The organism is Paraburkholderia terricola (genome assembly GCF_003330825.1).
Taxonomy (GTDB): Bacteria; Pseudomonadota; Gammaproteobacteria; order Burkholderiales; family Burkholderiaceae; genus Paraburkholderia; species Paraburkholderia terricola.
The window spans coordinates 1,948,440-1,971,705 of sequence record NZ_CP024941.1 but is presented as its reverse complement, the minus strand read 5'-3'; the positions used below and the strand labels follow the sequence as shown (position 1 = coordinate 1,971,705).

21 protein-coding genes are annotated in these 23,266 nt (G+C 62.6%); 9 read left to right on the top strand and 12 right to left on the bottom strand.

The annotated features are described in order from the left end of the window. Nucleotides 1–195: 195 nt before the first annotated feature. Together CUJ90_RS08855 and CUJ90_RS08850 are read left to right on the top strand one after the other, a co-directional pair. The gene (locus tag CUJ90_RS08855) at nucleotides 196–1,206 is read left to right on the top strand and encodes an IS110 family RNA-guided transposase (RefSeq protein WP_073432975.1); all 1,011 of its coding nucleotides are present in this window, start codon (nucleotides 196–198) and stop codon (nucleotides 1,204–1,206) included. A gap of 309 nt (nucleotides 1,207–1,515) precedes the next feature. After that, complete coding sequence (locus tag CUJ90_RS08850) at nucleotides 1,516–2,916, top strand: ISNCY family transposase (protein WP_167449666.1); 1,401 nt, start codon at nucleotides 1,516–1,518, stop codon at nucleotides 2,914–2,916. A gap of 293 nt (nucleotides 2,917–3,209) precedes the next feature. Here CUJ90_RS08850 and CUJ90_RS08845 read toward each other — a convergent pair whose 3' ends face one another. Then, complete coding sequence (locus tag CUJ90_RS08845) at nucleotides 3,210–3,389, bottom strand: hypothetical protein (protein ID WP_114162452.1); 180 nt, start codon at nucleotides 3,387–3,389, stop codon at nucleotides 3,210–3,212. On the opposite strand from CUJ90_RS08845, the gene CUJ90_RS08840 reads away from it, so the two are divergent. Beyond that, nucleotides 3,388–3,900: a nuclear transport factor 2 family protein gene (locus tag CUJ90_RS08840; RefSeq protein WP_114162451.1), complete on the top strand. Its 513-nt coding sequence runs from the start codon at nucleotides 3,388–3,390 to the stop codon at nucleotides 3,898–3,900. The genes CUJ90_RS08845 and CUJ90_RS08840 overlap by 2 nt on opposite strands. 117 nt (nucleotides 3,901–4,017) lie before the next feature. On the opposite strand, the gene CUJ90_RS08835 is transcribed toward CUJ90_RS08840, so the two are convergent. The 4 genes from CUJ90_RS08835 to CUJ90_RS08820 all read right to left on the bottom strand — a co-directional run bounded on the left by CUJ90_RS08835 (nucleotide 4,018) and on the right by CUJ90_RS08820 (nucleotide 9,324). Next, on the bottom strand, nucleotides 4,018–4,443 hold the full coding sequence (locus tag CUJ90_RS08835) for an SRPBCC family protein (RefSeq protein WP_227470724.1): 426 nt from the start codon (nucleotides 4,441–4,443) through the stop codon (nucleotides 4,018–4,020). Nucleotides 4,444–4,495: 52 nt separating this feature from the next. Continuing rightward, nucleotides 4,496–5,341 (bottom strand): hypothetical protein, encoded by an 846-nt coding sequence (locus tag CUJ90_RS08830; protein ID WP_114162450.1) that lies wholly within the window; start codon nucleotides 5,339–5,341, stop codon nucleotides 4,496–4,498. A gap of 106 nt (nucleotides 5,342–5,447) precedes the next feature. Beyond that, nucleotides 5,448–6,605, bottom strand: coding sequence for a DUF2515 family protein (locus tag CUJ90_RS08825; protein ID WP_114162449.1), 1,158 nt, complete (start codon nucleotides 6,603–6,605; stop codon nucleotides 5,448–5,450). Nucleotides 6,606–6,624: 19 nt separating this feature from the next. Continuing rightward, on the bottom strand, nucleotides 6,625–9,324 hold the full coding sequence (locus tag CUJ90_RS08820; protein WP_114162448.1) for a type VI secretion system Vgr family protein: 2,700 nt from the start codon (nucleotides 9,322–9,324) through the stop codon (nucleotides 6,625–6,627). Nucleotides 9,325–9,664: 340 nt separating this feature from the next. Here CUJ90_RS08820 and CUJ90_RS08815 point away from each other — a divergent pair, with 340 nt between their 5' ends. Continuing rightward, on the top strand, nucleotides 9,665–11,320 hold the full coding sequence (locus tag CUJ90_RS08815) for a D-alanyl-D-alanine carboxypeptidase/D-alanyl-D-alanine-endopeptidase (protein WP_114162447.1): 1,656 nt from the start codon (nucleotides 9,665–9,667) through the stop codon (nucleotides 11,318–11,320). A gap of 21 nt (nucleotides 11,321–11,341) precedes the next feature. On the opposite strand, the gene CUJ90_RS08810 is transcribed toward CUJ90_RS08815, so the two are convergent. Continuing rightward, on the bottom strand, nucleotides 11,342–12,976 hold the full coding sequence (locus CUJ90_RS08810) for a D-alanyl-D-alanine carboxypeptidase/D-alanyl-D-alanine-endopeptidase (RefSeq protein WP_114162446.1): 1,635 nt from the start codon (nucleotides 12,974–12,976) through the stop codon (nucleotides 11,342–11,344). Between the two features lie 366 nt (nucleotides 12,977–13,342). Between CUJ90_RS08810 and CUJ90_RS08805 the strand changes: the two genes are divergently transcribed. Both CUJ90_RS08805 and CUJ90_RS08800 read left to right on the top strand, forming a co-directional pair. Then, the gene (locus CUJ90_RS08805; protein WP_073432570.1) at nucleotides 13,343–13,780 is read left to right on the top strand and encodes a carboxymuconolactone decarboxylase family protein; all 438 of its coding nucleotides are present in this window, start codon (nucleotides 13,343–13,345) and stop codon (nucleotides 13,778–13,780) included. 59 nt (nucleotides 13,781–13,839) lie between these two features. After that, nucleotides 13,840–14,271 carry a cupin domain-containing protein gene (locus tag CUJ90_RS08800; protein WP_114162445.1) on the top strand — a complete coding sequence of 144 codons (432 nt, stop codon included), beginning with the start codon at nucleotides 13,840–13,842 and terminating at the stop codon, nucleotides 14,269–14,271. 30 nt (nucleotides 14,272–14,301) lie between these two features. On the opposite strand, the gene CUJ90_RS08795 is transcribed toward CUJ90_RS08800, so the two are convergent. Then, nucleotides 14,302–14,577, bottom strand: a complete 276-nt coding sequence (locus tag CUJ90_RS08795) for a hypothetical protein (protein ID WP_143326608.1) — start codon at nucleotides 14,575–14,577, stop codon at nucleotides 14,302–14,304. A 290-nt stretch (nucleotides 14,578–14,867) separates the two neighbouring features. On the opposite strand from CUJ90_RS08795, the gene CUJ90_RS08790 reads away from it, so the two are divergent. Beyond that, entirely contained in the window at nucleotides 14,868–15,122 is a 255-nt protein-coding gene (locus CUJ90_RS08790; RefSeq protein ID WP_152035337.1) for a hypothetical protein, read from the top strand. 125 nt (nucleotides 15,123–15,247) lie between these two features. On the opposite strand, the gene CUJ90_RS08785 is transcribed toward CUJ90_RS08790, so the two are convergent. Further along, entirely contained in the window at nucleotides 15,248–17,791 is a 2,544-nt protein-coding gene (locus tag CUJ90_RS08785; protein ID WP_114162443.1) for a penicillin-binding protein 1A, read from the bottom strand. A 174-nt stretch (nucleotides 17,792–17,965) separates the two neighbouring features. Here CUJ90_RS08785 and fabV point away from each other — a divergent pair, with 174 nt between their 5' ends. Beyond that, entirely contained in the window at nucleotides 17,966–19,162 is a 1,197-nt protein-coding gene (fabV, locus tag CUJ90_RS08780; RefSeq protein WP_114162442.1) for an enoyl-ACP reductase FabV, read from the top strand. Nucleotides 19,163–19,197: 35 nt separating this feature from the next. On the opposite strand, the gene CUJ90_RS08775 is transcribed toward fabV, so the two are convergent. From CUJ90_RS08775 to CUJ90_RS08760, 4 genes are all read right to left on the bottom strand, one after another. Further along, nucleotides 19,198–19,824: a TetR/AcrR family transcriptional regulator gene (locus tag CUJ90_RS08775; protein WP_083083739.1), complete on the bottom strand. Its 627-nt coding sequence runs from the start codon at nucleotides 19,822–19,824 to the stop codon at nucleotides 19,198–19,200. 192 nt (nucleotides 19,825–20,016) lie between these two features. Beyond that, a complete protein-coding gene (locus CUJ90_RS08770; RefSeq protein WP_114162441.1) occupies nucleotides 20,017–20,640 on the bottom strand; it encodes a glutathione S-transferase family protein in 624 nt (207 codons plus the stop codon). A gap of 124 nt (nucleotides 20,641–20,764) precedes the next feature. Next, nucleotides 20,765–21,019 (bottom strand): hypothetical protein, encoded by a 255-nt coding sequence (locus tag CUJ90_RS08765; protein WP_073432577.1) that lies wholly within the window; start codon nucleotides 21,017–21,019, stop codon nucleotides 20,765–20,767. 154 nt (nucleotides 21,020–21,173) lie between these two features. Beyond that, entirely contained in the window at nucleotides 21,174–22,118 is a 945-nt protein-coding gene (locus tag CUJ90_RS08760; RefSeq protein WP_114162440.1) for an AraC family transcriptional regulator, read from the bottom strand. Nucleotides 22,119–22,367: 249 nt separating this feature from the next. Here CUJ90_RS08760 and CUJ90_RS08755 point away from each other — a divergent pair, with 249 nt between their 5' ends. Further along, entirely contained in the window at nucleotides 22,368–23,198 is an 831-nt protein-coding gene (locus tag CUJ90_RS08755) for an oxidoreductase (protein WP_114162439.1), read from the top strand. Nucleotides 23,199–23,266: the final 68 nt, after the last annotated feature.

The window sequence follows — 23,266 nt, the reverse complement described above, 5'->3', positions numbered from 1 at the left end:
TTATGAAGTGGACGTGCGTCGGGAGTATGCGTTGATTGACATAATACAAATTATCACCGACAAACAGTGTAGTAGCTTTATAGATGGAATGGTCGCCTCCCGCCTTAACGGGCCAACCGACGCCGCAGCAACCCCGGCGACGATGTCGAGCCCGAGTATCGTCTCCGTTGGGATATCCCGTTAAGGAGAAAGCTGATGGAACCCACGACTATTGCCATCGACCTGGCCAAGCGCGTTTTCCAGATTCACTACGTCGAGCCTGTGACCGGCGCGATTCGCAGCAAGGTGCTCAAACGCGCCCAGCTCGTGCCGTTCTTCGCCAACCGGCCTGCGACTTGTGTCGTTATGGAGGCCTGCGGCAGCGCCCATCACTGGGCCCGTGTCCTGGCGCGGCTTGGCCACGACGTGCGGCTCATCGCAGCCCAGTTCGTCCGACCGTTCGTGAAGTCGAACAAGAACGATGCCGCGGATGCCGCGGCGATCTGGGAAGCGGCCCAACGTCCCGGCATGCGTTTCGTAGCTGTCAAGACGGAAGACCAGCAGGCCATGCTTGCGATGCACCGCATACGCCAGCAACTTGTCAGGATCCGTGTCATGCAGGTCAACCAGCTTCGCGGATTGCTCTACGAATTTGGCGTGATACTGCCGGCAGGTCGCCGTGCATCGATAGAGGCAGCCAAAGTCGCGCTGGCGTCGATGGCTGAGCAGTTGCCCACTATGCTGGCAGACAGCCTGCAGGACCAGATCTCGCGGCTACGTGGACTCGACGAGCAGATTGCCCGGATCGAACAGCGCATTCTCGAGTGGCGACGCAACAACGATGCATGCAGACGCATTTCCGAAATCCCCGGCGTGGGAGTACTCACGGCCACTGCTGCAGTATCGGTAATTGGACAGGCGAAGACCTTTCGCTCCGGCCGGGAGTTCGCTGCCTATTTGGGCCTCGTGCCGCGACAGAACGGCTCTGGGGGCAAGGTAAAGCTTGGCGGGATCAGCAAACGCGGGGACGTGTACTTGCGAACGCTACTGATCCACGGCGCGCGATCGGTCATCTCAAGTTCAAGGTATTTGCCGGAGCGCTTGCGCCAGATGCTGACCCGGCGTCCAACGAATGTCGTTGCCGTTGCGCTCGCCAACAAGATGGCGCGAACAATCTGGGCGCTGCTCGCGTATGGTCGAACGTATCAGGCAGCACCAGCGCAGTAAGCACGAACCGTAGCCTTTAACCCATCCACGGTTGCACAGGTGTATTGAACGATGGCAAGACAGGTTGGACCGCGTGAAGGCAAGCCTGAGACATTTCTCGGACTTCGAGTCCGTTATTTAGATTAGGACCTTTGCGGCGAAATCCATCGGGGCCGGCGGGTACGTTCCGCAATCGAGTCCGGATATAAGTCCGCAACCACCCTTCTCGCTACGAACAATTACCTTGCAAATGGGAGGCGACCATATAAGAAATGTCGTGTTCTGCTCTGGGTATGCTTGCCGGTTCCCCGCGGGATTACGGAGCCGGCCATGCATCCAGCGACACTGGTGACATTGAACATGCGCGAACTCGACCGACTGAAGGTGATCCAGGCTGTGGTGGACACCGGTCTGAAACCTGGACGTGCTGCCGACCGGCTGGGCCTGACGGTGCGGCAGATCGAGCGGCTGGTAATCCGGTATCGTGAATCAGGCGCAGCGGGCCTGGTCTCACGCAAACGCAGCCGACCGGGTAACCGGCGGCTGGACGACGACGAGGCCCAGCGCGCCCTGGCGATTATCCGCGAGTACTACGCCGATTTCGGCCCAACGCTGGCCTGCGAGAAGCTGCACGAATGCCACGGCATACGTCTGGCGAAGGAAACGGTCCGCAGGCTGATGACGGACGCGGGCCTATGGGTGCCGCGCCGGCAGCGGCCGCCGAAGGTCTACCAGCCGCGCGCGCGGCGGTCGTGCCTGGGCGAGCTGATCCAGATCGACGGCAGCGAGCATCCCTGGTTCGAGGACCGGGCGCCGCAGTGCACGCTGCTGGTGTACGTCGACGACGCAACGAGCCGGCTGATGCACGTGCTTTTCACGGCCACGGAATCGACCTTCAGCTACTTCGAGGCGACGCGTGCGTACATCGAGCGTCACGGCAAGCCGGTGGCGTTCTACAGCGACAAGGCGAGCGTGTTCCGGAACACGGCCGCAAGCAGGACCGGCAATAGCGTGACGCAGTTTGGTCGCGCGATGTACGAGCTGAACATCGACACGATCTGTGCAAACAGTAGCGCGGCCAAGGGCCGTGTCGAGCGCGCGCACCTGACGCTGCAGGACCGGATGGTGAAGGAAATGCGCTTGCGCGACATCCGCACGCTCGCTGCGGCCAATGCCTGGGTGCCCTCCTTCATGGCGGCCTACAACGCGCGTTTCGCAAAGCCTCCGAAGAGCGAGTTTGACGCACACCGTCCGCCGAGGGCTGACGAGAACCTTGAACTCGTGCTCACGTGGCGCGAGCCGCGCAAGGTGACGAAGGCGCTGACCGTGCAGTACGACCGCGTCATGTATCTGCTGGACGATACGCCGGCGCATCGCAAGCTGATCGACCGGTATATCGAGGTCTGGGAGTATCCGGATGGGCGAATCGAACTTCGGGCAGATGGCGGTGCATTGTCGTGCAGGCAGTATGACCGGCTGACAGAAATCGATCAGGGCGCGATCGTCGAGCATAAACGTTTGAGCCACGTGCTGCAGGTCGCGCAGGTGATTCAGGCTCAACGCGATAACAGCCGGATCGGCAAGGCGCCTTCACGAACGCATCTGGGAGTTGCAACCAGGGCTGAGGGCAGCTCGCCGGGCAAGAAGAAAGAACGCGAATTCACGCAGACTGACATCGAGCATGTGATCGTGGATCTTGCCCAGCAAAGACAGATAACCCGCAACCCGTAAACCTGGCCGGTGGTCTGCAGGGTCAGTCGAAACAGACGTCGGCGCCCTGCCCATTCACGGCGGATCCTTCGACACTGGGTGATCAGTAACCGATGAAAGACCGACCTTTTAACCCTGAAAACACGACATTTGTATTTAGCCGCCGCCACGACATCTTGAAATGGCCTCGACAAACAATGTAGCAGCAATATGAGAATGTCGTGTTCCAGCCAAGTTCAGATGTGCGCGCGCCGCAGACCCGTTCGCACACGGAAGCGCACGATAAACCTTCACGCTGAAACGCGGCGTGAGCGTCAGCGAACGGCCGACGCCGGCGCATTCGTCGCCTTGCCCGACCGCGCAGGTTGTCCCGGCTGCCCATCGTGCCGCAGATCCAGAACGGCTTCTATCTGCGTGCTTTCCTGCTGCAGTTGCAGCCGCAGGAACTTGAGAAACTCCTTGCAGTTCTCGGACAGCGAGCGCCCCGGCTGCATGACGAGCAGCGTCCGGCATTCGATCAGCGTCGAAAGGCGCGTCAACGCGGCGCGACCGCCCTTTCCGCCGTTTTCGCTCGAAACCGCCATCGAGAAAGTGCGTCTCGCCGAGGATGGCTATAACTCGCGCAATCCCGAGACAGTGTCGCTCGCCTACAGCGTGGACAGCGTATGGCGCAACCGCGCCGAATTCGCAACGGGGCGCCCGGCGATCGTCGCCCTCTTGACCCGCAAATGGCAACGCAAACTCGACTATCGGCTCATCAAGGAATTGTGGGCGTATGGCGGCGAGCGCATCGCAGTGCGCTTCGCCTACGAATGGCACGACGACGCGCAGAACTGGTATCGCTCGTACGGCAACGAGAACTGGGAGTTCGGCGCCGATGGACTCATGCATCACCGCTATGCGTGCATCAACGATCTGCCGATCAGGGAGAGCGACCGCAAGTTTTTCTGGCCGCTCGGACGCCGGCCGGACGATTACCCCGGACTCAGCGATCTAGGTCTCTGAAAAAACCCACGCTCGCAAACATGCAGGAGCCTCATCGACATGAACACCGCCGCCTGCGACCCGTGAGCATTTCGCGACCAATTCAAAAATCCGATAGGCTCATCAAGATGATGAGACCTATTGCCGGAGAAAGGCGGCTAGCGACTCGAAACGTCGTCGTGTTTCTTCCTCGAAGATCGCAGTCACTGCGTCCACGCAAAGCCGATGGAACCATCGCGGGCGTAAGCCCAGTTTAAAGGTGTAAATGAGATCCGATGTACCGTCGTCGCGATCGCGATGGCGTATCGACGCACTCCACTCATTGAAAATGCCTACAGGTTGGTCGATCGTCGCCGCGGCGAGTTGTGGTGGATCGTAGGCAATAAAACGCGTACGCAAACAGAACACCCCCCTCCATCCACGTCCGACGTTGATAGAAACGGCGCCAACGTGCGGATAACGATGGCCACCGTCCAGCGTTGCCTGCTTCAGCAAGGTGTCCCAGCGCAGACGCGTGTCGTGATTGTGGAACGCCTCAAATACCTCTGCCGATGTTGCAGGCATGCGAAAAATCAATCGGCTTACCATCGGGCAATATCGGGTAACGGATCGCCGGTCATTGGTGAACAGGAACGCCGGAGATAACGGCCTCATTCCAATGATCGAGAATCGTGGCGCCCTGAGCACGTGCCATCGTCTCCGCCTTTCTGCGGGTCGCCAGCATTTCCGGTAGCGCACTGCGGTAGCGAGCACGCAAGGCGTCGGGCGTGACATCGCCATCCTTGCCGAACGCGTCGAGCCACGTTTCGTCGGTCCTGATCGTTGCGCTCAGCTGATCGCCAACCACCAGTGGCGCGTCTGCCGCACGGAAGTCTTTCGTATATTGCAGATCGATAAACATATTGTCGACGTGCCAGCTCCAAATGACCGTGCCTCCTGCCCTTAGATGTGTCCATTGCTCGAGCGTCAGCGGGTAGGTCGGGTCCGCATAGTCGATGCCAGGCGGCGGGGAATATTTCTGGCCGCTCACGGGTGTGTCGAAAACATACGTGTCCAGTCCGCCGAGCCGCGGCGAATCCGCTGCGATGAAGCGCTTCCAGCCGGCCCGGTTGATACGCGCGATGACATCCATGACATAGCGATAGATCGCGTCGTCGTACGCACTCAGCGCCGCCTGATGCTTGATGTCGTGCGGTGGTGCAGGAACCTTGAAGGTCACCTCGATATTGCGCACGCGCGCGCCTTCCTCCGAGTCCGACATGAATTCGATGCTAGTTGCCTGCGGAAAGAGCACGCCATACCGGTCATCCTTGAACTCAAAGACCGGTTCGACGCCAGTCGCGATACGGCTCGCGTCGTACATCAAAGCCGTGGACACCGTTGATTTCCTGATCGGCACGGCGGACTTGCGCATGATCTCGTCGCTGTTCTCGCCTAATCCGAAGGAGAGGTTTGCCTGCATCACATGTTTTCCTTGCTGAACGTTCGTTGCTTCGCCTTTTGCAGACCACGTGTGGGTCGAACCCAATGCAATAACGGCGCATGCGGCTATCGTCGCGATCCGTCGCTTAAGCATCCTCCCACCCGCCGATTGTTCGAATCTGCTCGATCATGTACGGTCGATATCGCGGTGACGTCATCAGGTAATGGTATTTGTTCAGGATCTTCGTGACGTAGCCCATCCGGTCGGTCGTGTCATAAAGCTTGCCAGTGTCCATTGTCACCCTGATGTCATCCGTTTGCAGGCCATACGGCTTCAATTCCGTTTCTTCGATGCTTGGCGTAACGTCTGCCGAGGCATTGAAAAACACCGTGGGGTCCTTCGCTCCCGACAACGAACGTAACACGGGCAACCGACCGAAATCGTTCATATCGATGGCATCGCGGAACTCCTTGTGGTCATACACCATCTTCTGCAAATGAAGCGTCTGCTCGTGTAGCAGAAATTGCCATGCTGCGGAGCGGGCAAGCGGGGGCCGGCCCTTGGCACTCGATGCTTCATATTGCGCCAGCAGGCCAAAGCCATTGTTCAGATACGGGGTAAGCTTGCATTGATTCATTTCTGTGAGCGCCGATCCGTCCATGATTTCGGCCGCACCGAAAACGACGATTTTCTTGCGCAGCGCTTCGATCAATCCATTGTTCGGGCCGCTCGCCCAAGGCAGGCCCTGAATAATTTTCTTGACCGCCGGATCATATGTGCCGACGTCGCGCTTTTCCTTGCAGTGTTCGAACAGTTCCTTGCCGTAGTCCCGGTAGAAGAGGTGCCACGTGGTCACTTCGAGAAAGACCCAGAGATTGCCCTTCGCAAGATAGTAGAACGTCACGCGTGCCGAATCGCGCGCCATACCGAGCGCCGCCTGAGGTTTCTGCACCGACATGAACTGCATCGCAAGATCCATCCCCGCCACGACCTCTTTCGCGGCAAACGCGGCGAGACCGGGCCAGTAGAAACGTCCTGCCTTGTCCGTGCCTTCGTCGGCGAGGAAAAGTTGCGCATAGTTACCGGCAGTGCGCTTCGCGCGACGCATTGCGTCTTCGATGAAACGGCCACTCTCCGCTTCGAAGCTGATGTTTTTCATTTGCGCGACAGACCAGAGATCCTCGCACTTTATCGTGCAATCGACGCATGAGTCCGGCATCTGATTGGTGGTGCCCTGGCCAACCTGCCTGCCCTTCAGATAGGCCGTACCTTCGCCGTCGTTGACGACCGAATCATTAGCCATGAATCCCCTCTTGCACCGTTTAGCTGAGCGAGTCAGTACCGCTCGTGATATTGGGAAAATGCAGAAACGCGGAGATCTTCTCCGGATTGCTCGTGAACATGCGCGAAACCGCGCCGTCCTGATCGGTGACGTTCTCCAACTGATCGCTGCGCATTTCGAGCAGATGGGCCATGCTGGGCATGGGACGCCCGAGCTCATCCTTGAACACAAACTTCTCGTCGTACGGTCCGTCTGATTGTTTGAACGCGCCCAGGTTGGTGCGCATCTGCGCCGGACCCGCAAACATATGCGCGGCCCCCTTGATGTCGACCACACCGGGGGAATGAATCTCGATGTTGCCGTCCTTGAGGCGGATATAGCCGCCACCGCTCGTCAACAGGATGCCCGTTGCCGACGCAATTTCGATCCGCTCGGTCGAAGACAAAATTTTCAACGTCTTCCGCGCAGTAATCTCAATGTTGTCCGAGTGCGCCTGCACTTCGACCTTGCCCTTAGCCGCAAACAGCTTCATCCCACCGTTCTGCACGAACAAGCTGAGCTTTTCCGCAACGCTTGCAACTAGCGACTTGCCGGTTGCAATGTGCGTGCTCTGTCCGCTCACGAGGTTGGTCTGTGCGTTGCTGGCGATGTGCACGGACTGCTGCGTGGACAGGGCGATGCCCGAAGGGCTGCCGAACAGCATGAGCGGTTCTCCGAACGCATTTGCGCTTCCTGTTCCACCGCCCGCGGTGTTCCCGCCTGACGATGAACCCGACACGTTGTTCCGTGTCGCGTCGGTGAAAGACTTCAGCGAGTCGTAGCCGTCCCTGAGACTTTCCGCCTGGTGCGCGGTGCTGGCGTCGGACATCGATTCCAGCACGCTTTCGGCATTCACCAGTTGCGAGGTGGTTTGCCGTGCATCGAGCGGCTGGCTGGTTGCCGGATAGGTCGTGACATACAGACCCTGACCGGCACGCACTGCACCGTAAGCGTCGGACTTCAGATCGAAGCCGCTGCCGAGGTATGGTCCACGTGAGTTGCCGCTCTGGTCGATCAGGTAACCCAGATGCAAATGTGCATTGGTGCTCGTCGAATATAGATGAACGCGGTTCTGGCCCGTCGAGTCATCCATCACCATCTGGTTGTAGCCGCTGCCCTGATATTCCCTGGACTTGTAGCCAGAGAGCAGCCCATTGGAATGCCAGTGCGGTTGTGTCGCGCCGTTATAGACGCGGCCCGTGACCAGCGGCCTGTCGCAATCGCCGTCAACCCAGCTGATTAACACTTCTTCGCCGATACGTGGCACATGCACGCCACCGTATCCGCCACCGGTATCGGACATGGCAACCCGCACCCAGCAGGATGCTGTTTCGTCGCCGTCATTGAGCCGGTCCCAGTGAAAGCGCACCTTGATGCGATTGAGCTGGTCGGTATAGACCTCTTCGTTAGCCGGACCGACGACAATTGCCGACTGCAAGTGCATCTTCTGCTTGTGATGTTCAAACGGACTACGGTACGGCACGATCTTGCGTTGCGCCTCGATTTCAACGAGGAAGAAGCCTTCGCTGCCATCGGCGTGTCTGACCTTCAATGACTCGTCAGTGGCGTGACTCGCTCTGACCGTCGCAAGGTCGCCCTTCAGGCTATGCGGGAAATCGGCGGCCCGACTGGACACCGGCAGATTGTTTTCAATGAACCATGCGGCCTCGATAACGGCGAATTGCCGGTTCTGCCCGCTATCCGTGGCGTGATCGGGGTGGTCATCCAGTTCAAACCAGCGACCGGCATCCGTACCTCGCACACCGCCGGAACCGTAAAAACGCTTCGCCCGCGATTCCCATTCTTCCATGCGGATTTTTGAAAGGGTATCGCCCCGGTCCTGGCTACCGTAGGTGTAAGCGCCCGTGTACTCATAGACCTCGGCTTGCTGGGGCAGGTTTCCCTGCGTGGGAAGTGTCGGGATGTTTGTGCCTTTCGGGTTGGCTGACGAAGCCGGTGCCTTGTAATCAAACGTGCGCGTCGTAAGTGTTGTGCTTTGAAGTGTTCGTGTGCCCGACCATTGAACCAGTGCATCGGTTTCGCTATTCGTGCCCGCGCGATAGAACCTGACGGTCCGGGGCGAAAGCGGCTGGAATGTATCGAGGTTGTCTGTGACGACAACGGTATGCGATTTGCCGTCGCCGGCGTGGTCGAAGTAGCCGAACAGCCCTTCGCTCTCCATCAGCCGGTGGACGAAATTCCAGTCGTCCTCGTATTGCACGCAGAAGGAGCGCGACGGCAGGAGCCTGCTCAGGGCAAACCGGAATGCCCCCTGCGCCTGCGGGTGCATGTTGAATACATCAGTCAGGATTTCATCGGCCGGCCTGTCCTGCCAGATCCGCGCATCCTTGCGAAAGCGCAGAAAGTGCATCCACGATGCAAAGCCGATCTGATAGCTCGTGAGGCCGGTATCCGACCCGAGACGGCGGACGGTGTGAACATAGCCGTGCCGAGGCAGATAGGACCTGTCAGTCTGCTGGACCCAGAGCGTGACAGGCTGGGCGATCAGCGTTTTGAGTTCAACAGTGTCTGATGTGGAAACGACGTCAACGGTGAATTCGAAATGGCGGCCGATTCGCGAATGACCGGCAACCCGCTGGGGCACGAGGACATTATTTCCCAATGCAGTATCCAGCTTCAGCAGGCGATCACTCTGGATGAGTCCGCCAGTGATTGCCCCGATTATGTCCTGCGCACCCATATCACCTCGTCTTTTTTAGCTGACCAAGCCATGCCGCGATCGCGCGATTCTACAAAACTTCAGATGGATCGACTATAGAGTTGATATTGTTTGCGTTTTAAATGGCATTTATTTTCTCGCGACTAAGCATGCATCCCGCATAAGGTCAGTGTAAAACTCGCTATTTTTAAGTTATTTCTAATTTTCGAATAACGCACGTTGCTGCACTCGAAAATCGACCTTGGTCGAAGAACCCGCCCCCCTCCGTGCCCCACCGCACCCACCCCCACGCCCCACGCTTTCCATTCCCCCACCACCATCCTAAGCTGAAGCTTCCCCATCACGATCGACAGGAATACCCATGCGCGCACAGTTCCCGCCAATTCTGGCGTTGGTGGTCGCCTGCGCGCTCGTCGCCGGTTGCGGCAGCGACCTTTCGGTCGTTCCTCCGGTCGATCCCATCGCGCAGATCATGAACAAGCCGCGCTACACGAGCGCGAAATCACAATGGTCGATGGTGGTCATGGACGCGAGCACGGGCCAGGTGCTCGACTCGTTGCAACCGGACACCCTGTTCCTGACGGGCTCGGTGCGCAAGCTGTACTCGGTGGGCACGGCGCTAGACCTGCTCGGCGCGGACCATCGCTTTCAAACGCCCGTCTACCGGAACGGCACGCTCGACGCGTCCGGCAAGCTGACCGGCGACCTGATCCTCAAAGCGTCCGGCGACCTGACGTTCGGCGGACGGCAAAAACCCGACGGCACCATCGATTTCACCGACTTCGACCACAACGAGGCGCGCGGCTTTAACGGCGCAATCCTGACGCCCGAAGATCCGCTGACCGCGCTGAACGATTTGGCCGCGCAGGTTCGAGCGTCCGGCATCACGGCCGTCAGCGGCGATGTCATCGTCGATGACCGTCTGTTCGATGCGTTTCGCGTGCCGAACGGCAACGTGCTGATCTCGCCGATACTCGTCAACGAAAATCTGATCGACGTGACGCTGGCTCCGGGCGCGAGCGCGGGACAGCCCGGCGCGCTGGACTGGCGGCCACGCACCAGCGCGATGACCCTGCAGGGCACCACCATCACGACGGCGGCGCAAAGCGGGGGCGGCGCAATGGGCGCGGCGGACATCGTCGTATCCGGCGACGCGTTCGATGCAGGGCCGCTCAGTTGTCTGGCTGCGCCCGGCTGCACGGCAACCGTGTCGGGCGAGGCCGGCCTCGGCTCGCCGGCGTCGATTTCTCTCGGCTACGTGTCGCCGCTCGTCGGCAACCCTCTGTGCGTGAGCAATCTGCGCGTCGAGGACCCGCCTTCCTTTGCCCGCACCGCATTCATCGATGCATTGGCGCGGGCCGGCGTGACGGTGTCGGCGCCCGCCGTGCAGCGCAACGCGTCGGCCCGTTTGCCGTCGGCGCAAACCTACTCGGCCGCCACACAGGTCGCGAGCTTCACGTCCCTACCCTATTCGGAGTTATCGAAACTGATTCTGAAGGTGAGCCTGAACACGGGCGCGAACCTGAGCCTGATGTATCAGGGTCTTGCGCAAGGCGTCAGAACCGTGGGTGACGCGCTCTCCACCGAGCGCAAGTATCTGACGGGCACGCTCGGCCTCGACGGTGCGGGCTTCGACTTTCCGAGCAATGGCAGCGGCACGCCCGACAGCCGCGCGACGGCCCGCACGACGGCGACGCTGCTGACCACGATGAGCCGCCGGCCGATCCAGGCGGCGTATCGGAACGCCCTGCCGATTCTCGGCGTCGACGGTTCCCTCGCGGCCATCGGCAACGATGTGGAAGGCAAGCAGCATATTCTCGTGAAGAGCGGCGCGACCGTCTCCAACGGCCAGATGATCGCGATGAACATGGCGGGCTACATCGACGCGAAAAGCGGACGCCGCCTCGCCTATGCGCTCTTCGTCAACAACGCCGGTCCCGTCGCCGCGCTCACCGACACGTTGGAGGTGTTCGACGACGAAGCGCGGATTCTCGGCATCGTCTATGCGAAATACTGAACGGGCAAGCAACGTAAAGCGTCATTGCAGCTTCCACAGCAGCGCCGCGATCGTGCCCTGGTCCTGGAAGACGGTCAGAATGTCCGGGATGCCCGTGATCGGCACATTGTTCACCGTCAGAAAGAACACGATCCGACGGCCGCTCTTCGCGTCGATATAACCGGCGAGCGACTGGCCTTTCAGGATCGGCGTCGTCGGCGCGGACGCGTTCACGCCGACGTAGGTGCCCGTCTTCGCGTGCACCTGGCCTTTCGCGCCGGCCAGCGTCGCGTCGGCTTCGAAGTTCGTGATCGTCGTGAGCGATCCGTCGACGCCCAGCGCGGGCATCGAATCCACATAGGCCGCGAAGTCGGGCTTCGAGCGCATGCCGCGCAGCATCGCGACGACGGCGATGCCGTTCGCGGTCGTGTCGCCGCCGCCGCTTCCGTCGATGAAGTGATACTGGCTCGGCGAAATGCCGAATGTCGACGACAGCTCGCTCTGCTCCGCCGCGAGCGAAGCGGCCATCGTCGTCGAGCCGTTCTTCGCGAGGCCGAACAGCATCAGGCTCACGTCGGCGCCGATGTTGTAGCTGACTTTATTCACGTACCGGACGTCCTGCACGAACGGCGCGGACACCAGTCGCGCGACCTGCTGCGCGCTCGCATACGACGCTTGCGCGGGCAGCAACTGCGCGGGGTTGGCCGCGACGGGCGCGGCCGTCACCGTCACGCCCGCGCGCGTCAGCGCCTCGATGAAAATCGTGCGCGCGTAGTTGGACGGCTGGGTCACGCGGAATGTGCGGATCAACGGATACGCGTCCGTCAGAGGCGGCACGAAGTCCGCCGGCACCGTTCCGCTCACCGTGCCCACGCAATTCGCCGAGCCGATGCACGGCGGCAGCTCAGGAGCGAGTTCGATGTCGAGCGCCGACGCCGCACCGCCGGTCTTCAGCGTCGATTGCACGGTGAACGCCGCCGATTTCGGACGGTAGTCGAACGGCAGGACCGCGCCTTCCGCACTCTGATTGAACGAGACATCGACGACGTCGTCGTTGACGAAGATCGGCCGCACCTCGAACTCGTCGCGAAAGTTGAACGGCTGGAAGAGCCGGTCGTCGATCACGACATCGCCGTTGATCGTCTTGATGCCCGCGGCGGCCACCTGTGCCGCCAGCGAGTTGTACCCGGCGAGCGGATCGGGCGCGGACAGCACCGCATTGCCCAGCGCGTTGGCTTCGTTGTGGTCGAAACTGGTCAGCGCGATCGTGCCGTCGGCGTTTGCGCGGCCGCCCATCGTCAGATCGCCGCTTGCCACCAGAATCAGATTGCCGTTGAGCGTGCCGTCCGCGGCGACCGTGCCCTGCCGATAGACCGGCGTCACGAACTGGTGCTGTGCGCCGAGCGCGTTGAGCGCGTTGCCGGTCGAAAAGACCTTGCGCACCGACGCGATGAACATCTGCGAACTGGAGTTGAGATCGTAGATCACGCGCCCGGAATCGAGATCGACCGCCTGCATCGACCACGTTGCATTCTTGTACGCGGATTTTTGCATCACCTGCGTGATCGGATCGGGAACACTCGTGTTCGAGTCGAGCGAATCGCCGCACGAGGCCAGCAGAAATGCGCTTGCAATCACGGCGCAGCGTTTGCGCTGCCGGTCGATAGACGCGTTCATTTCAGGTCTCCAGATTTGGTTTTGTCTTTGTCGTTCGAAAAGCTCGCACGAAGCGTCGAAGCCGGCGATCTGGCCGCTGTGCCGCGCTCGGTTCTCGCCAGGCAACGCTCGCTAAGCAACTATAGAACGTAGTTCGCGGGATGCATGCGGTTAATGCATGCATTGCGATTAGGCAAAGGCAATTGACCGAAAAAGGAGAGACGAGCCGCGACGCGCACGATCGTTCGCGCTTCCTGCCAGGCGTGAAATTCAGGGCAAGTGGTTACCTGAAAATCGCCGGAATCGGTCATTTCATAAATCCACCTGCGGGCCTAATCTTCACTCACCGCATCACTGAATGCGTCCAACCGACCCAAGGAGTGAATCATGGAACAACGCCTCGACTTCTACAAAGCCAACCCCGCCGCGATCAAGGCGCTGATGGGCGTCGAACAGCAGGTGGGCAAATCGGCGCTCGAAAAATCGCTGACCGAACTGGTCCGTCTGCGCGCGTCGCAGATCAACGGCTGCGCCTATTGCGTCGACATGCACACCACGGACGCCCGCAAGGGCGGCGAAAGCGAACGGCGTCTCGCGACCGTCGTGGTGTGGCGCGAAACGCCGTTCTTCACGGATCGCGAACGCGCGGCGCTCGAATGGACCGAAGCGCTCACGCTGGTTTCGCATGAGCACGTGCCCGATGCGGTATGGCAAGCCGTGCGCCCGCATTTCAGCGACGAGGAACTGGTCGACCTGACGCTGCTGATTTCGGCGATCAACGCGTGGAACCGTTTCGCGATCGGCTTCCGCAAGCTGCCCGAGTGAGCGCCGGCGCACCGACAGGAAATCACGACGCTCGCCCAAGCTTGTCCAGGAGTCACACGATGAAACGACCCACACTGATCGCGGCTGCCGCGCTTGCCGCTCTTTCGCTCGCGGCGAGCGTGCAGCCCGCCTTCGCCGCCGATGCGCCCGCCACGCGGGAAACGGTCACGCCCGCTTTCGCCGAGGCGATTGCGAACGTCCCCGGCAAGACGATGACGGCGCTGGTGGTCGAATATGTGCCGGGCGGCAAGTCCGCGCCGCATCGGCATGGACAGGCTTTCGTGGTTGCTTATGTGCTCTCGGGCGCGATTCGCAGCCGCATCGATAACGGCGAGGAGCGCGTCTTTCACGCGGGCGAATCGTGGACCGAGAAGCCCGGCGCGCATCACACGGTCAGCGAGAACGCGAGCGATACGGAACCGGCGAAGCTGCTGGCGATCTTCGTGGCCGACACGAAGGACAAGAACCTCGTCACGTTCGACAAGAAGTGAACGCCCAACGACGAGCGCCGGGCGACAGCGCTAGAACTTCGGATGACATTCGAAATTCACTGAGGACGCGTGCGTGGTCATTACTTCCACGCCGCTCACCGTTTCGTTCATGACACGGCTCTGCATGCCGCGACGCTCGCAGTAGTCGCGCGCCTCGCTCACTGCGTGCTCGTGCGCGCGGGCCCAGGCCATCCGCCCGCCCGTCGCGCTCGCGGCCACCGTATAGGTGCCGGGTTTGTCGGTGGCGACCACGTCGGTGGCGGACGCGCATCCCGCGAGCGAAGCGCCCAGTGCCACAGCCATCATGAGGTTGCGCAAGCGGTCGGAGAACGGGTTTCGCCCTCGGAGCCCGCCCGCTGCACCGTCCTTGTCGGGCATGCGGGCTGAGAAAACGTTGAACATGTATCACCTGCGCTATTAGCCGATTTTCGTTTCGAAATTATCGCCAATCGTGCGCGAGAGATCAGCCCCGCCCTCCGAAAACACTGTTGCGCTCGACTGAACAATCGTCGGCGTAGCGCTGTCGGATCGCGCGCGCGTCGCCTGTCGTGTGGGACACGCGGGTATAGAATCGAATGATCAAAGTGGAGGTCGCCATGCGAGCGAACTACCCGTTGAACCGTTTGAAATACGCCGCGAGTCCGGTTGCGGCGAGTGCGCTGTGCGTTGCAGTCGTCGCACTCGTCGCACTGGGCGCCGCGGGTTGCAAGGCGCCCGGCTCGAACGTCACCCCGAAAACCACGGTCGATGCCGCGCCCGCGCCACCCGCGTTGCGCGCGGAGCCGGCCATGCACCCTGAATGGAAGAACGCCGCGGCCTTTAAGGCGCTCGCTGTCAGAAGCCGGGTATGAAGGTATGGGGGGCGACAGACCCATCATCTGTCGCCCTTCAATGCCGTAGATCGAGTCGAAGACGCGGAGCCGCATGAGCTACGTTCATCGGCAACTGCGGCAACGGTCCGAGGCGTCGTCTCACCTCACGGCGCACCACCGGCGCTTGCCGGCGCAGCCGGCAGCGCATTGGCCGGGCTGCCCGCATCGGGCGGGGTCACGTCGTCCGGCGTGGGCGTCGGCGCCAATGCCGGTTCGCCGCCGCCACGCACCTCGCCATCGACCGCCCCGCTCGCGAACCTCGGCGCGGATGCCGGCGCGGAAAGCAGCGGCGGTTGCGGCACTTCGCGCGGCTCAGCCAATGTACCGGATGCACCGGATGCACCCAACGCGCCGGACGCCGCCGAAGCACCGGACACACCCAACGCAGCACTCGCCGCAGACCCGCCAGGCGCACGGCGCGCCGGCTCGCGCCGCACCAGCGGCGCCTCGCTCTGACCCGGCGACGCCGCGAACAGATGCTCGAACCACGCCCGCAGCCGGTCGGTGCGCTCGGCAAACCAGCCTGGCTCCTGCTCGGTCTCGAACTTCACGCGGGTATCGACCAGCTTCGAGCGCTGCGCGCGCTGGAAGAAATCGCCGACGATCGGCAGCGCGCTATGCGCCCCCTGCCCCCAGTAGTCGCTGCGCAAGGTCACGCGGCTGTCGTTGAACCCGACCCACGCGCCCGCCACGAGTTGCGGATGAATCAGGATGAACCAGCCGTCCGCATTGCCCTGGGTCGTGCCCGTCTTGCCCGCGACGTCGCCGCGCACGCCGAAGCGGCTGCGAATGCTCGACCCCGTGCCGCGGCTCACGACGTCGCGCATCACGTCGACGAGCGTGCGCGCGGCGTCGCCGGACAGTTCCTGTCTGGGCGGCGCGGGCGCGAACTCGGCCAGCACCTCGCCGTTGCGATCCTCGATGCGCGTGACCATCACCGGCTCCACGTAGCCGCCCAAATTGGCGATCGTGCCGTAGGCCGACACCATTTCCTTCAGCGTGACGGGGCTCGTGCCGAGCGCGAGCGACGGCACCGGATCGAGCGTGCTGTCGCGCACGCCCATCGCGCGCGCCAGTCTCGCGACCTTGGTCGGACCGACCGTCTCCATCAGTTGCGCGGTGATGCGGTTGCGCGAAAAAGCGAGGCCGTCGCGCAGGCTGATGGCGCGTTCGCTCGGTTCGTCCTCGTCGCTCGGACGCCAGATTTCGCCGCCGGCCAGCGCGATTTCGACGGGCTTGTCGGGCAGCGTGTCGGTCGGCTTCGCGCCGCTTTCGAAGGCCGCGGCGTAGACGAACGGCTTGAAGGTCGATCCCGGCTGACGCCGCGCCTGCTGAACGTGATCGAACGGATCCTGGCTGAAGTCGCGGCTGCCGACCCACGCCTTGATCTGGCCGTTGCGCGGGTCCATCGCGAGAAAGTCGGCCTGCACGCGGGTTTTGCTCTCGCACAGCGCCTGCACGAGGTGATGGTCGGACGAAAGGCGCTTCAGCGCGTCCTCGTCGGTCATGCCCGCGTCTTTCGCGGCGCGATACTCGGGCGTTTCGCGCAGGAACGTTGGCAACAGGTCCCGGCCGTTCGCGCAACCGGCGCGCGTGCCCCACGCCGAGTTCGCGATGCCCTGCAACTGGTTGCCCTGCAGAATCACCGCCTGGGTCGCCATGGTCTGCAAGCGCGAATCGATGGTGGTGCGCACCACCAGCCCATCGGAATAGATGTTGTAGTCGTTGCGATCGGCCCAGGCCGCGAGCCACTTGCGCAATTGCTGCGCGAAATGCGGCGCGGGTCCGGGCGGCTCGGTCTGCCGCTCGAAATCGATGCGCAGCGCGCGGCGCTTGAGCGTCTCGTAGGCGGCGGGCGTGAGCTTGCCGTACTTGACCATTTGCGCGAGCACCGTGTTGCGCCGCTGCAAGGCGCGCTCGGGGTTCAGCACCGGGTTGTAGTAGCTGTTGCCCTTGAGCATGCCGGCAAGCGTCGCGCTTTCCAGCACGTTCAGTTCCGAGGCCGATTTGTCGAAGTAAGTCCGCGCGGCCATCTCGATGCCGTAGGCGTTGTAGAGAAACGGCACGGTATTCAGGTAGGTTTCGAGGATTTCGTCCTTGGTGTAGAGCGCCTCGATCTTGAACGCCGTGATCGCTTCCTTGAGCTTGCGGGTCAGCGTCGGCGCGCGGCCGATTTCGTCGGGATAGAGATTGCGCGCGAGTTGCTGCGTGATGGTCGAGCCGCCCTGGCGGTCGCCGGAAAACGTATGCAGCGCGGCCGAGGCCGTGCGCCGCCAGTCGAGCCCGAAATGCTGGTAGAAGCGATGGTCTTCGGTCGCGATCAGCGCGTTCACCACATTCGGCGAGATGTCCTTGAGCTTGACCCACTCGCGGTTCGACGGCTTGAATTCGGCCAGCAGCTTGCCGTCCGCCGACAGGATTTGCGCGGGCTGCTCGCTCTTCGCCTTGCGGATGTCGCCGATGCCCGGCGTGAACGGAATCAGGATCAGCACGTAGAGAAGCAGCAGCACCGGAAGCGCGGCGCAAGCCCTTGCCACGCCGCGGCGGGTGGGATGCCGCATATGCCACCAGGCCCCGGCGACCAGCGGGTTCGCGAGGGTCAGCCCTTTGTCGAGGGTCTGTAGGAATCGGTTGATCAGGCGCGTCACACTGGCTTACCGTCTGCTTGGAAAGGCTGAATCCTACCAAGATGCGAGCCGCCAGCCGATTTTTGCGCCGATTCTTGCGTCGATCCCTGTGACCCCTGGCGTGCCCGCCCAAGCGCCGCGCCGGCAAAAATCGAGGCCCACTATAATGTCGCCAATTCCGACAAGAGGTGCTTCATGATCATCAAACCGCGCGTGCGTGGCTTCATTTGCGTATCTACTCATCCGGCCGGCTGCGAAGCCAACGTCAAGGAGCAGATCGACTACGTCAAGGCACGCGGCGCCATCGTCAACGGGCCGAAGAAGGTGCTCGTGATCGGCGCGTCCACCGGCTACGGCCTCGCCGCGCGCATCAGCGCCGCGTTCGGTTCGGACGCCGCCACCCTCGGCGTGTTCTTCGAGCGCGCCGGCAGCGAAACCAAACCGGGCACGGCGGGCTGGTACAACACCGCCGCCTTCGAGAAATTCGCCCACGCGCAAGGCCTGTACGCGACGAGCATCAACGGCGACGCGTTCTCCGACGCGGTCAAGGCGCGCACCATCGAAATCATCAAGCGCGATCTCGGCCAGGTCGATCTGGTCGTCTACAGCCTCGCCGCGCCCAAGCGCACGCATCCGAAAACCGGCGAGGTGTTCAGCTCCACGCTGAAGCCGGTCGGCAAGGCGGTCGCGCTGCGCGGCATCGACACCGACAAGGAAGTCGTCAAGGAAACGGTTCTCGAACCCGCCACGCAAGCCGAGATCGACAACACCGTCGCGGTGATGGGCGGCGAGGACTGGCAGATGTGGATCGACGCGCTGCTCGAGGCCGGCGTGCTCGCCGACGGCGCGCAGACCACCGCGTTCACCTATCTCGGCGAAAAGATCACGCACGACATCTACTGGAACGGCTCGATCGGCGCCGCCAAGAAGGATCTCGACCAGAAGGTGCTCGGCATCCGCGAGAAACTGGCGGCCAGCGGCGGCGACGCGCGCGTCTCGGTGCTCAAGGCGGTGGTCACGCAGGCCAGCTCCGCGATTCCGATGATGCCGCTGTATCTGTCGCTGCTCTTCAAGGTGATGAAGGAGAAAGGCACGCACGAAGGCTGCATCGAGCAGGTCTACGGTCTGTACAGGGACAGCATGTACGGCGACGCGCCGCGCATCGATGAAGAAGGCCGTCTGCGCGCGGATGACAAGGAGCTCGATCCCGAGGTGCAAGCGCGCGTTCAGGAACTGTGGGGCCAGGTGACGAGCGACAACATCTACCAGCTCACCGACTTCAGCGGCTACAAGACCGATTTTCTGCGTCTGTTCGGATTCGAGATCGCGGGCGTGGACTATGACGCCGATGTGAATCCCGACGTGCCGATTCCAAAGCTCGTGCAAATGTAAGGTGATGCGCGGCGCACCCAGGCACACGCGGCGCGCTAGTTCACCCTGCGCGACTGCGCCACGTAGCCGTCCACCGCGCGCATCACGCGTGCTTCCAGCGCCGCGGCGTCGCGTTCGTCACGCTCGCCCGCGGCGTCGATCATGCCGCGCACGATCGCCAGCAGATCGCGCGCCACCAGGCTCGCATCGTCCAGTTCGGGCGCACCGGGCTTCACCGTGAGCGCGCCGACGAGCGCCGCCTGAATCAGGTCGGCCAGCCGCGCTTCGCGCTCCCCGAGCGGCAAGCGGCGCTCCTCGAAATCGATCAGACGCGCGAGCACCGGCCGGCGCATCTGGTGCGCGACCGACGCGCGCACCATCGCCAGCACGCTGTCGCGCGAATGCTCCACCCGCGACGCCGCCTCGATATCCGCCACCAGTTGCGCGGTTTCGCGCTCGATCAGCGCGACCGTCAGCGCATCGCGATTCGGAAAGTATTGATAGAGCGAACCGATGCTGACGCCGGCACGCTCCGCGATCGCGTTCGTCGTGCAGGCGGCCAGCCCGCGCGTTTCGAGAATGCGGGCCGCCGCTTCGAGCACGGCTTCGACGGTGCGCGCCGAACGCTGTTGAACCGGAGACTTGCGGGGCTTCAGCCGCTGCGCGGCGGGTGATTTGGGCATGAGCAAAACGAGGCGTCAATGTGAACGATGGCTCGTATTCTAAAAGCCGAGCGCGGGTCCGGCGCGCGCGCAACCTTAACGATGATCGGTGGCTTGCCGCGAATACGAATGGACGCGGGACAAAGCCGCAGCCCGCCGCGCCGCGCGCTGTGCGTGCGGCCCTTATACCGTTTGCAGGTTCGAATCCGCGGCTCAGGGCGTGCCGTTCCGGCAATACTCGCGAAAACCCTCGCGCGTGGCGAGCCGCTCCATGTACGCCGCGACAGCGCGAAAATCGTCGTGCCGCAATGGCGTTTCGAGCCAGCGGTTAACCGACAGCGCAATCGGAATATCGGCGAGCGAGAACGACGGCCCCGCGATGAACGCGCCGGTGAATTCGAGTTGCCGCTCGACGATCGCCATATGACGCGTCCAGTTGGCCCACGACACATCGATTTCCCGCGAATCCTGATGAGCCGGAGAACGCCGCACCATCGCGAGAAACGCGTAGCTCCATGAGCGGTTCAGTTCGCTTGCCTGCCAGTCGATCCATTGATCGCACTTCGCGCGCTCACAAGGATCGGCCGGATAAAGCGCCTCGCCGTGATAGCGGCCCGCCAGATAACGGATGATCGAATTGGATTCCCACAGCACGAACTCGCCGTCCTTGATGACGGGAACCATGCCGTTGGGATTGAGCGCGAGAAATTCGGAAACATGGGTCGCACGAAAGCCCGAGCCCCAGTCTTCCTGTTCGAATGGAAGCCCGAGCTCCGCGCAGGTCCACAGGATTTTGCGGACATTGATGGATGAGGTCTTGCCGAGTATTTGCAGCATGGGACTCGTAGCGTAGCGCCTGCCTGCGAAAACGCACAGGGGCAGTGGGTTGGCTGCGCACCAGGCCAGTTCGCCGCGCGGGTTTCGCGCGCGGCGGCGTCGAACGATAACGTCGAACGATGAGCTAGTCCTCGATCGGGTCCGGGTCGCCGAGCGCCGCGTCGATTTGCCGGCGCGCCTCGTCGAACGCGGCGCCGATCGCGGCGGCGCCGCGATACGGCGAGCGCGCAAGGTGCGGCGCGCTCCAGTCGGTGCCGTCGTCGGGAAGTGGATGCTCCTTGCCGGGTTCGATGCGCGTGGTGACCGACGAGCCGCCGGCCGGATCGTCCTCGGCCAGCACCGTGACGACGAAGCCGCGATGAGTGTGGACTTCCTGCATGGCGATTCTCCTTCGCTCGCGTTTAAGCGGACAACGACATCGAGCAGCAACCCGCATTCCCGGCCGAGCCAAACAACGGAATGACGAAACAGCGAACGAAACAGCGAACGAAACGACGCGCCACCTCGCCCCGTCGCGCCCAGGCAGCGACGCATCAATGCGACGCCACGAAGATCGTGCCCGGCGCGGGCGGCGGAACGGCGAAGCTCCTGCGCATCCGCTGCGCCTCTTCCACCGGACTGCGCCCGAACAAACGCTTGAACTCGCGGCTGAACTGCGAGGCGCTTTCGTATCCCACCTGGACGCATGCGAGCGCCGCTGTCATCTCGTTCCTCACCATCAGAAGACGCGCCTGATGAAGCCGCGTCGACTTCAGATATTGCATCGGCGAAGTGCGCGTCACCGCCTTGAAGTGCGAATGAAACGTGGGCACGCTCATGTTCGCCGCCAGCGCCAGTTGCTCCACGTCGAGCGGTTCGCGATAGCACGCGTGAATCTTGCGGATGACCTTGGCGATTCTCGCGAATTGCCCCTGCGCGGTGAGCGCGGCGCGCATCGATCCGCCCTGCTCGCCGGTCAGCACATGAAAGTAGATTTCGCGCACCAGCGCGGGGCCGAGCAATTCGGCTTCCAGCGGCACGCTCATCGCTTCGAGAAAACGCAGCACCGAGGCGCTCAGCCTCGCATCGAGCGGCGTCGACATCATGCCGCGCGGCTTGGCCGGCGCGCCGGCTGCCCTGTCGCCGAGTTGCAGCATCAACTCGGCCGCGACCTGGAAATCGAGCCGGAAATAGATGGCGAGCAAGGGCTCGGCCTCGCTCGCCTCGGTTTCCATCGAAAACGGCACCGGCACCGAGACGGCCAGGTAGTGCTGTGCGTCGTACACATAGACCGTGTCGCCCAGAAAGCCCCGCTTGCGCCCCTGGCAGACGATCACGATGCCGGGGTCGTAGAGAACGGGCGTGCGGCGAAGCGGCCGGTTCGAGCGCAGAAAGCGCACGTCGGGCAGCGCCGTGAGGTTGTAGCCTTCGAGCGGCGCGAGCCTTTCGAGCAACGCCACCATGCGTTGCCGCGCCGGATCATTGTGTTTGAGCATCACGTCTGAGGAGCGCGAGGAGTGCGCCTGATTGCGCCTGATTGCGAGCCGGATTGGAACGTGCCGCTAGCGTGCCACCGGCGCGCCGAAAAATCCATGCACTCATACGATCAGGCAAGCACCGCAGACGAACCGGCATTCGCGTGCGCCGCCGGCGCGCCTACCATTCAGCCTCGGCCCGGGTTCCGCCGACGCCATGCGTTTTCGCCCGAAAGCGCCTTCACACCACCTGAAATAAAGGAGTGCAACACCATGAGCAAAACGTTTCTGATCACCGGCGTCAGTTCCGGTTTCGGCCACGCGTTCGCGCAAGCGGCGCTCGATGCGGGTCATACGGTCGCCGGCACGGTACGGAATCGCGCGGCGCGGGACGCGTTCGAGGCGCTCGCGCCCGGGCGCGCGCACGCGATCGTTCTCGACGTGACGGATTTCGACGCGATCGCCCCCGCCGTCGCGACGCTCGCCGAAACCGTCGGCGCGCTCGACGTGCTCGTCAACAACGCGGGATACGGGCACGAAGGCACCTTGGAAGAGTCGCCGCTCGACGATTTGCGCCGTCAATTCGACGTCAACGTGTTCGGCGCGGTGGCGATGATCAAGGCCGTGCTGCCCGGCATGCGCGAGCGCCGCTCGGGCCATATCGTCAATATCACGTCGATGGGCGGCTTCATCACGATGCCGGGCATCGCGTACTACTGCGGCAGCAAGTTCGCGCTCGAAGGCATCTCCGAGACGCTGGCGAAAGAGGTCGCGAGCTTCGGCGTCAAGGTCACGGCGGTTGCACCCGGCTCGTTCCGCACGGATTGGGCCGGACGCTCGATGGTCCGCGCGGGCCGGAGTATCGCCGATTACGACGCCCTCTTCGACCCGGTCCGCGCGGCGCGCGAGGCGAAAAGCGGCAAGCAGGCGGGCAATCCGCGCAAAGCCGCGCAAGCGCTGCTGGAGATCGTGGCGGCGCCCAATCCACCCGTGCATCTGCTGCTCGGCAACGACGCCGTCGAGTTGGTCACGGCGAAGCTGGCGGCGCTGAGCGCGGAGATCGGGACGTGGGAAGCGCTGTCACGCTCGACCGATTTCTCGTGAGCGCGCCTTGCCCTCGTCGTTTCGAGTTTTCCGCAGCGCAACAGCCAGGGTACGTCACGAATTGCCGG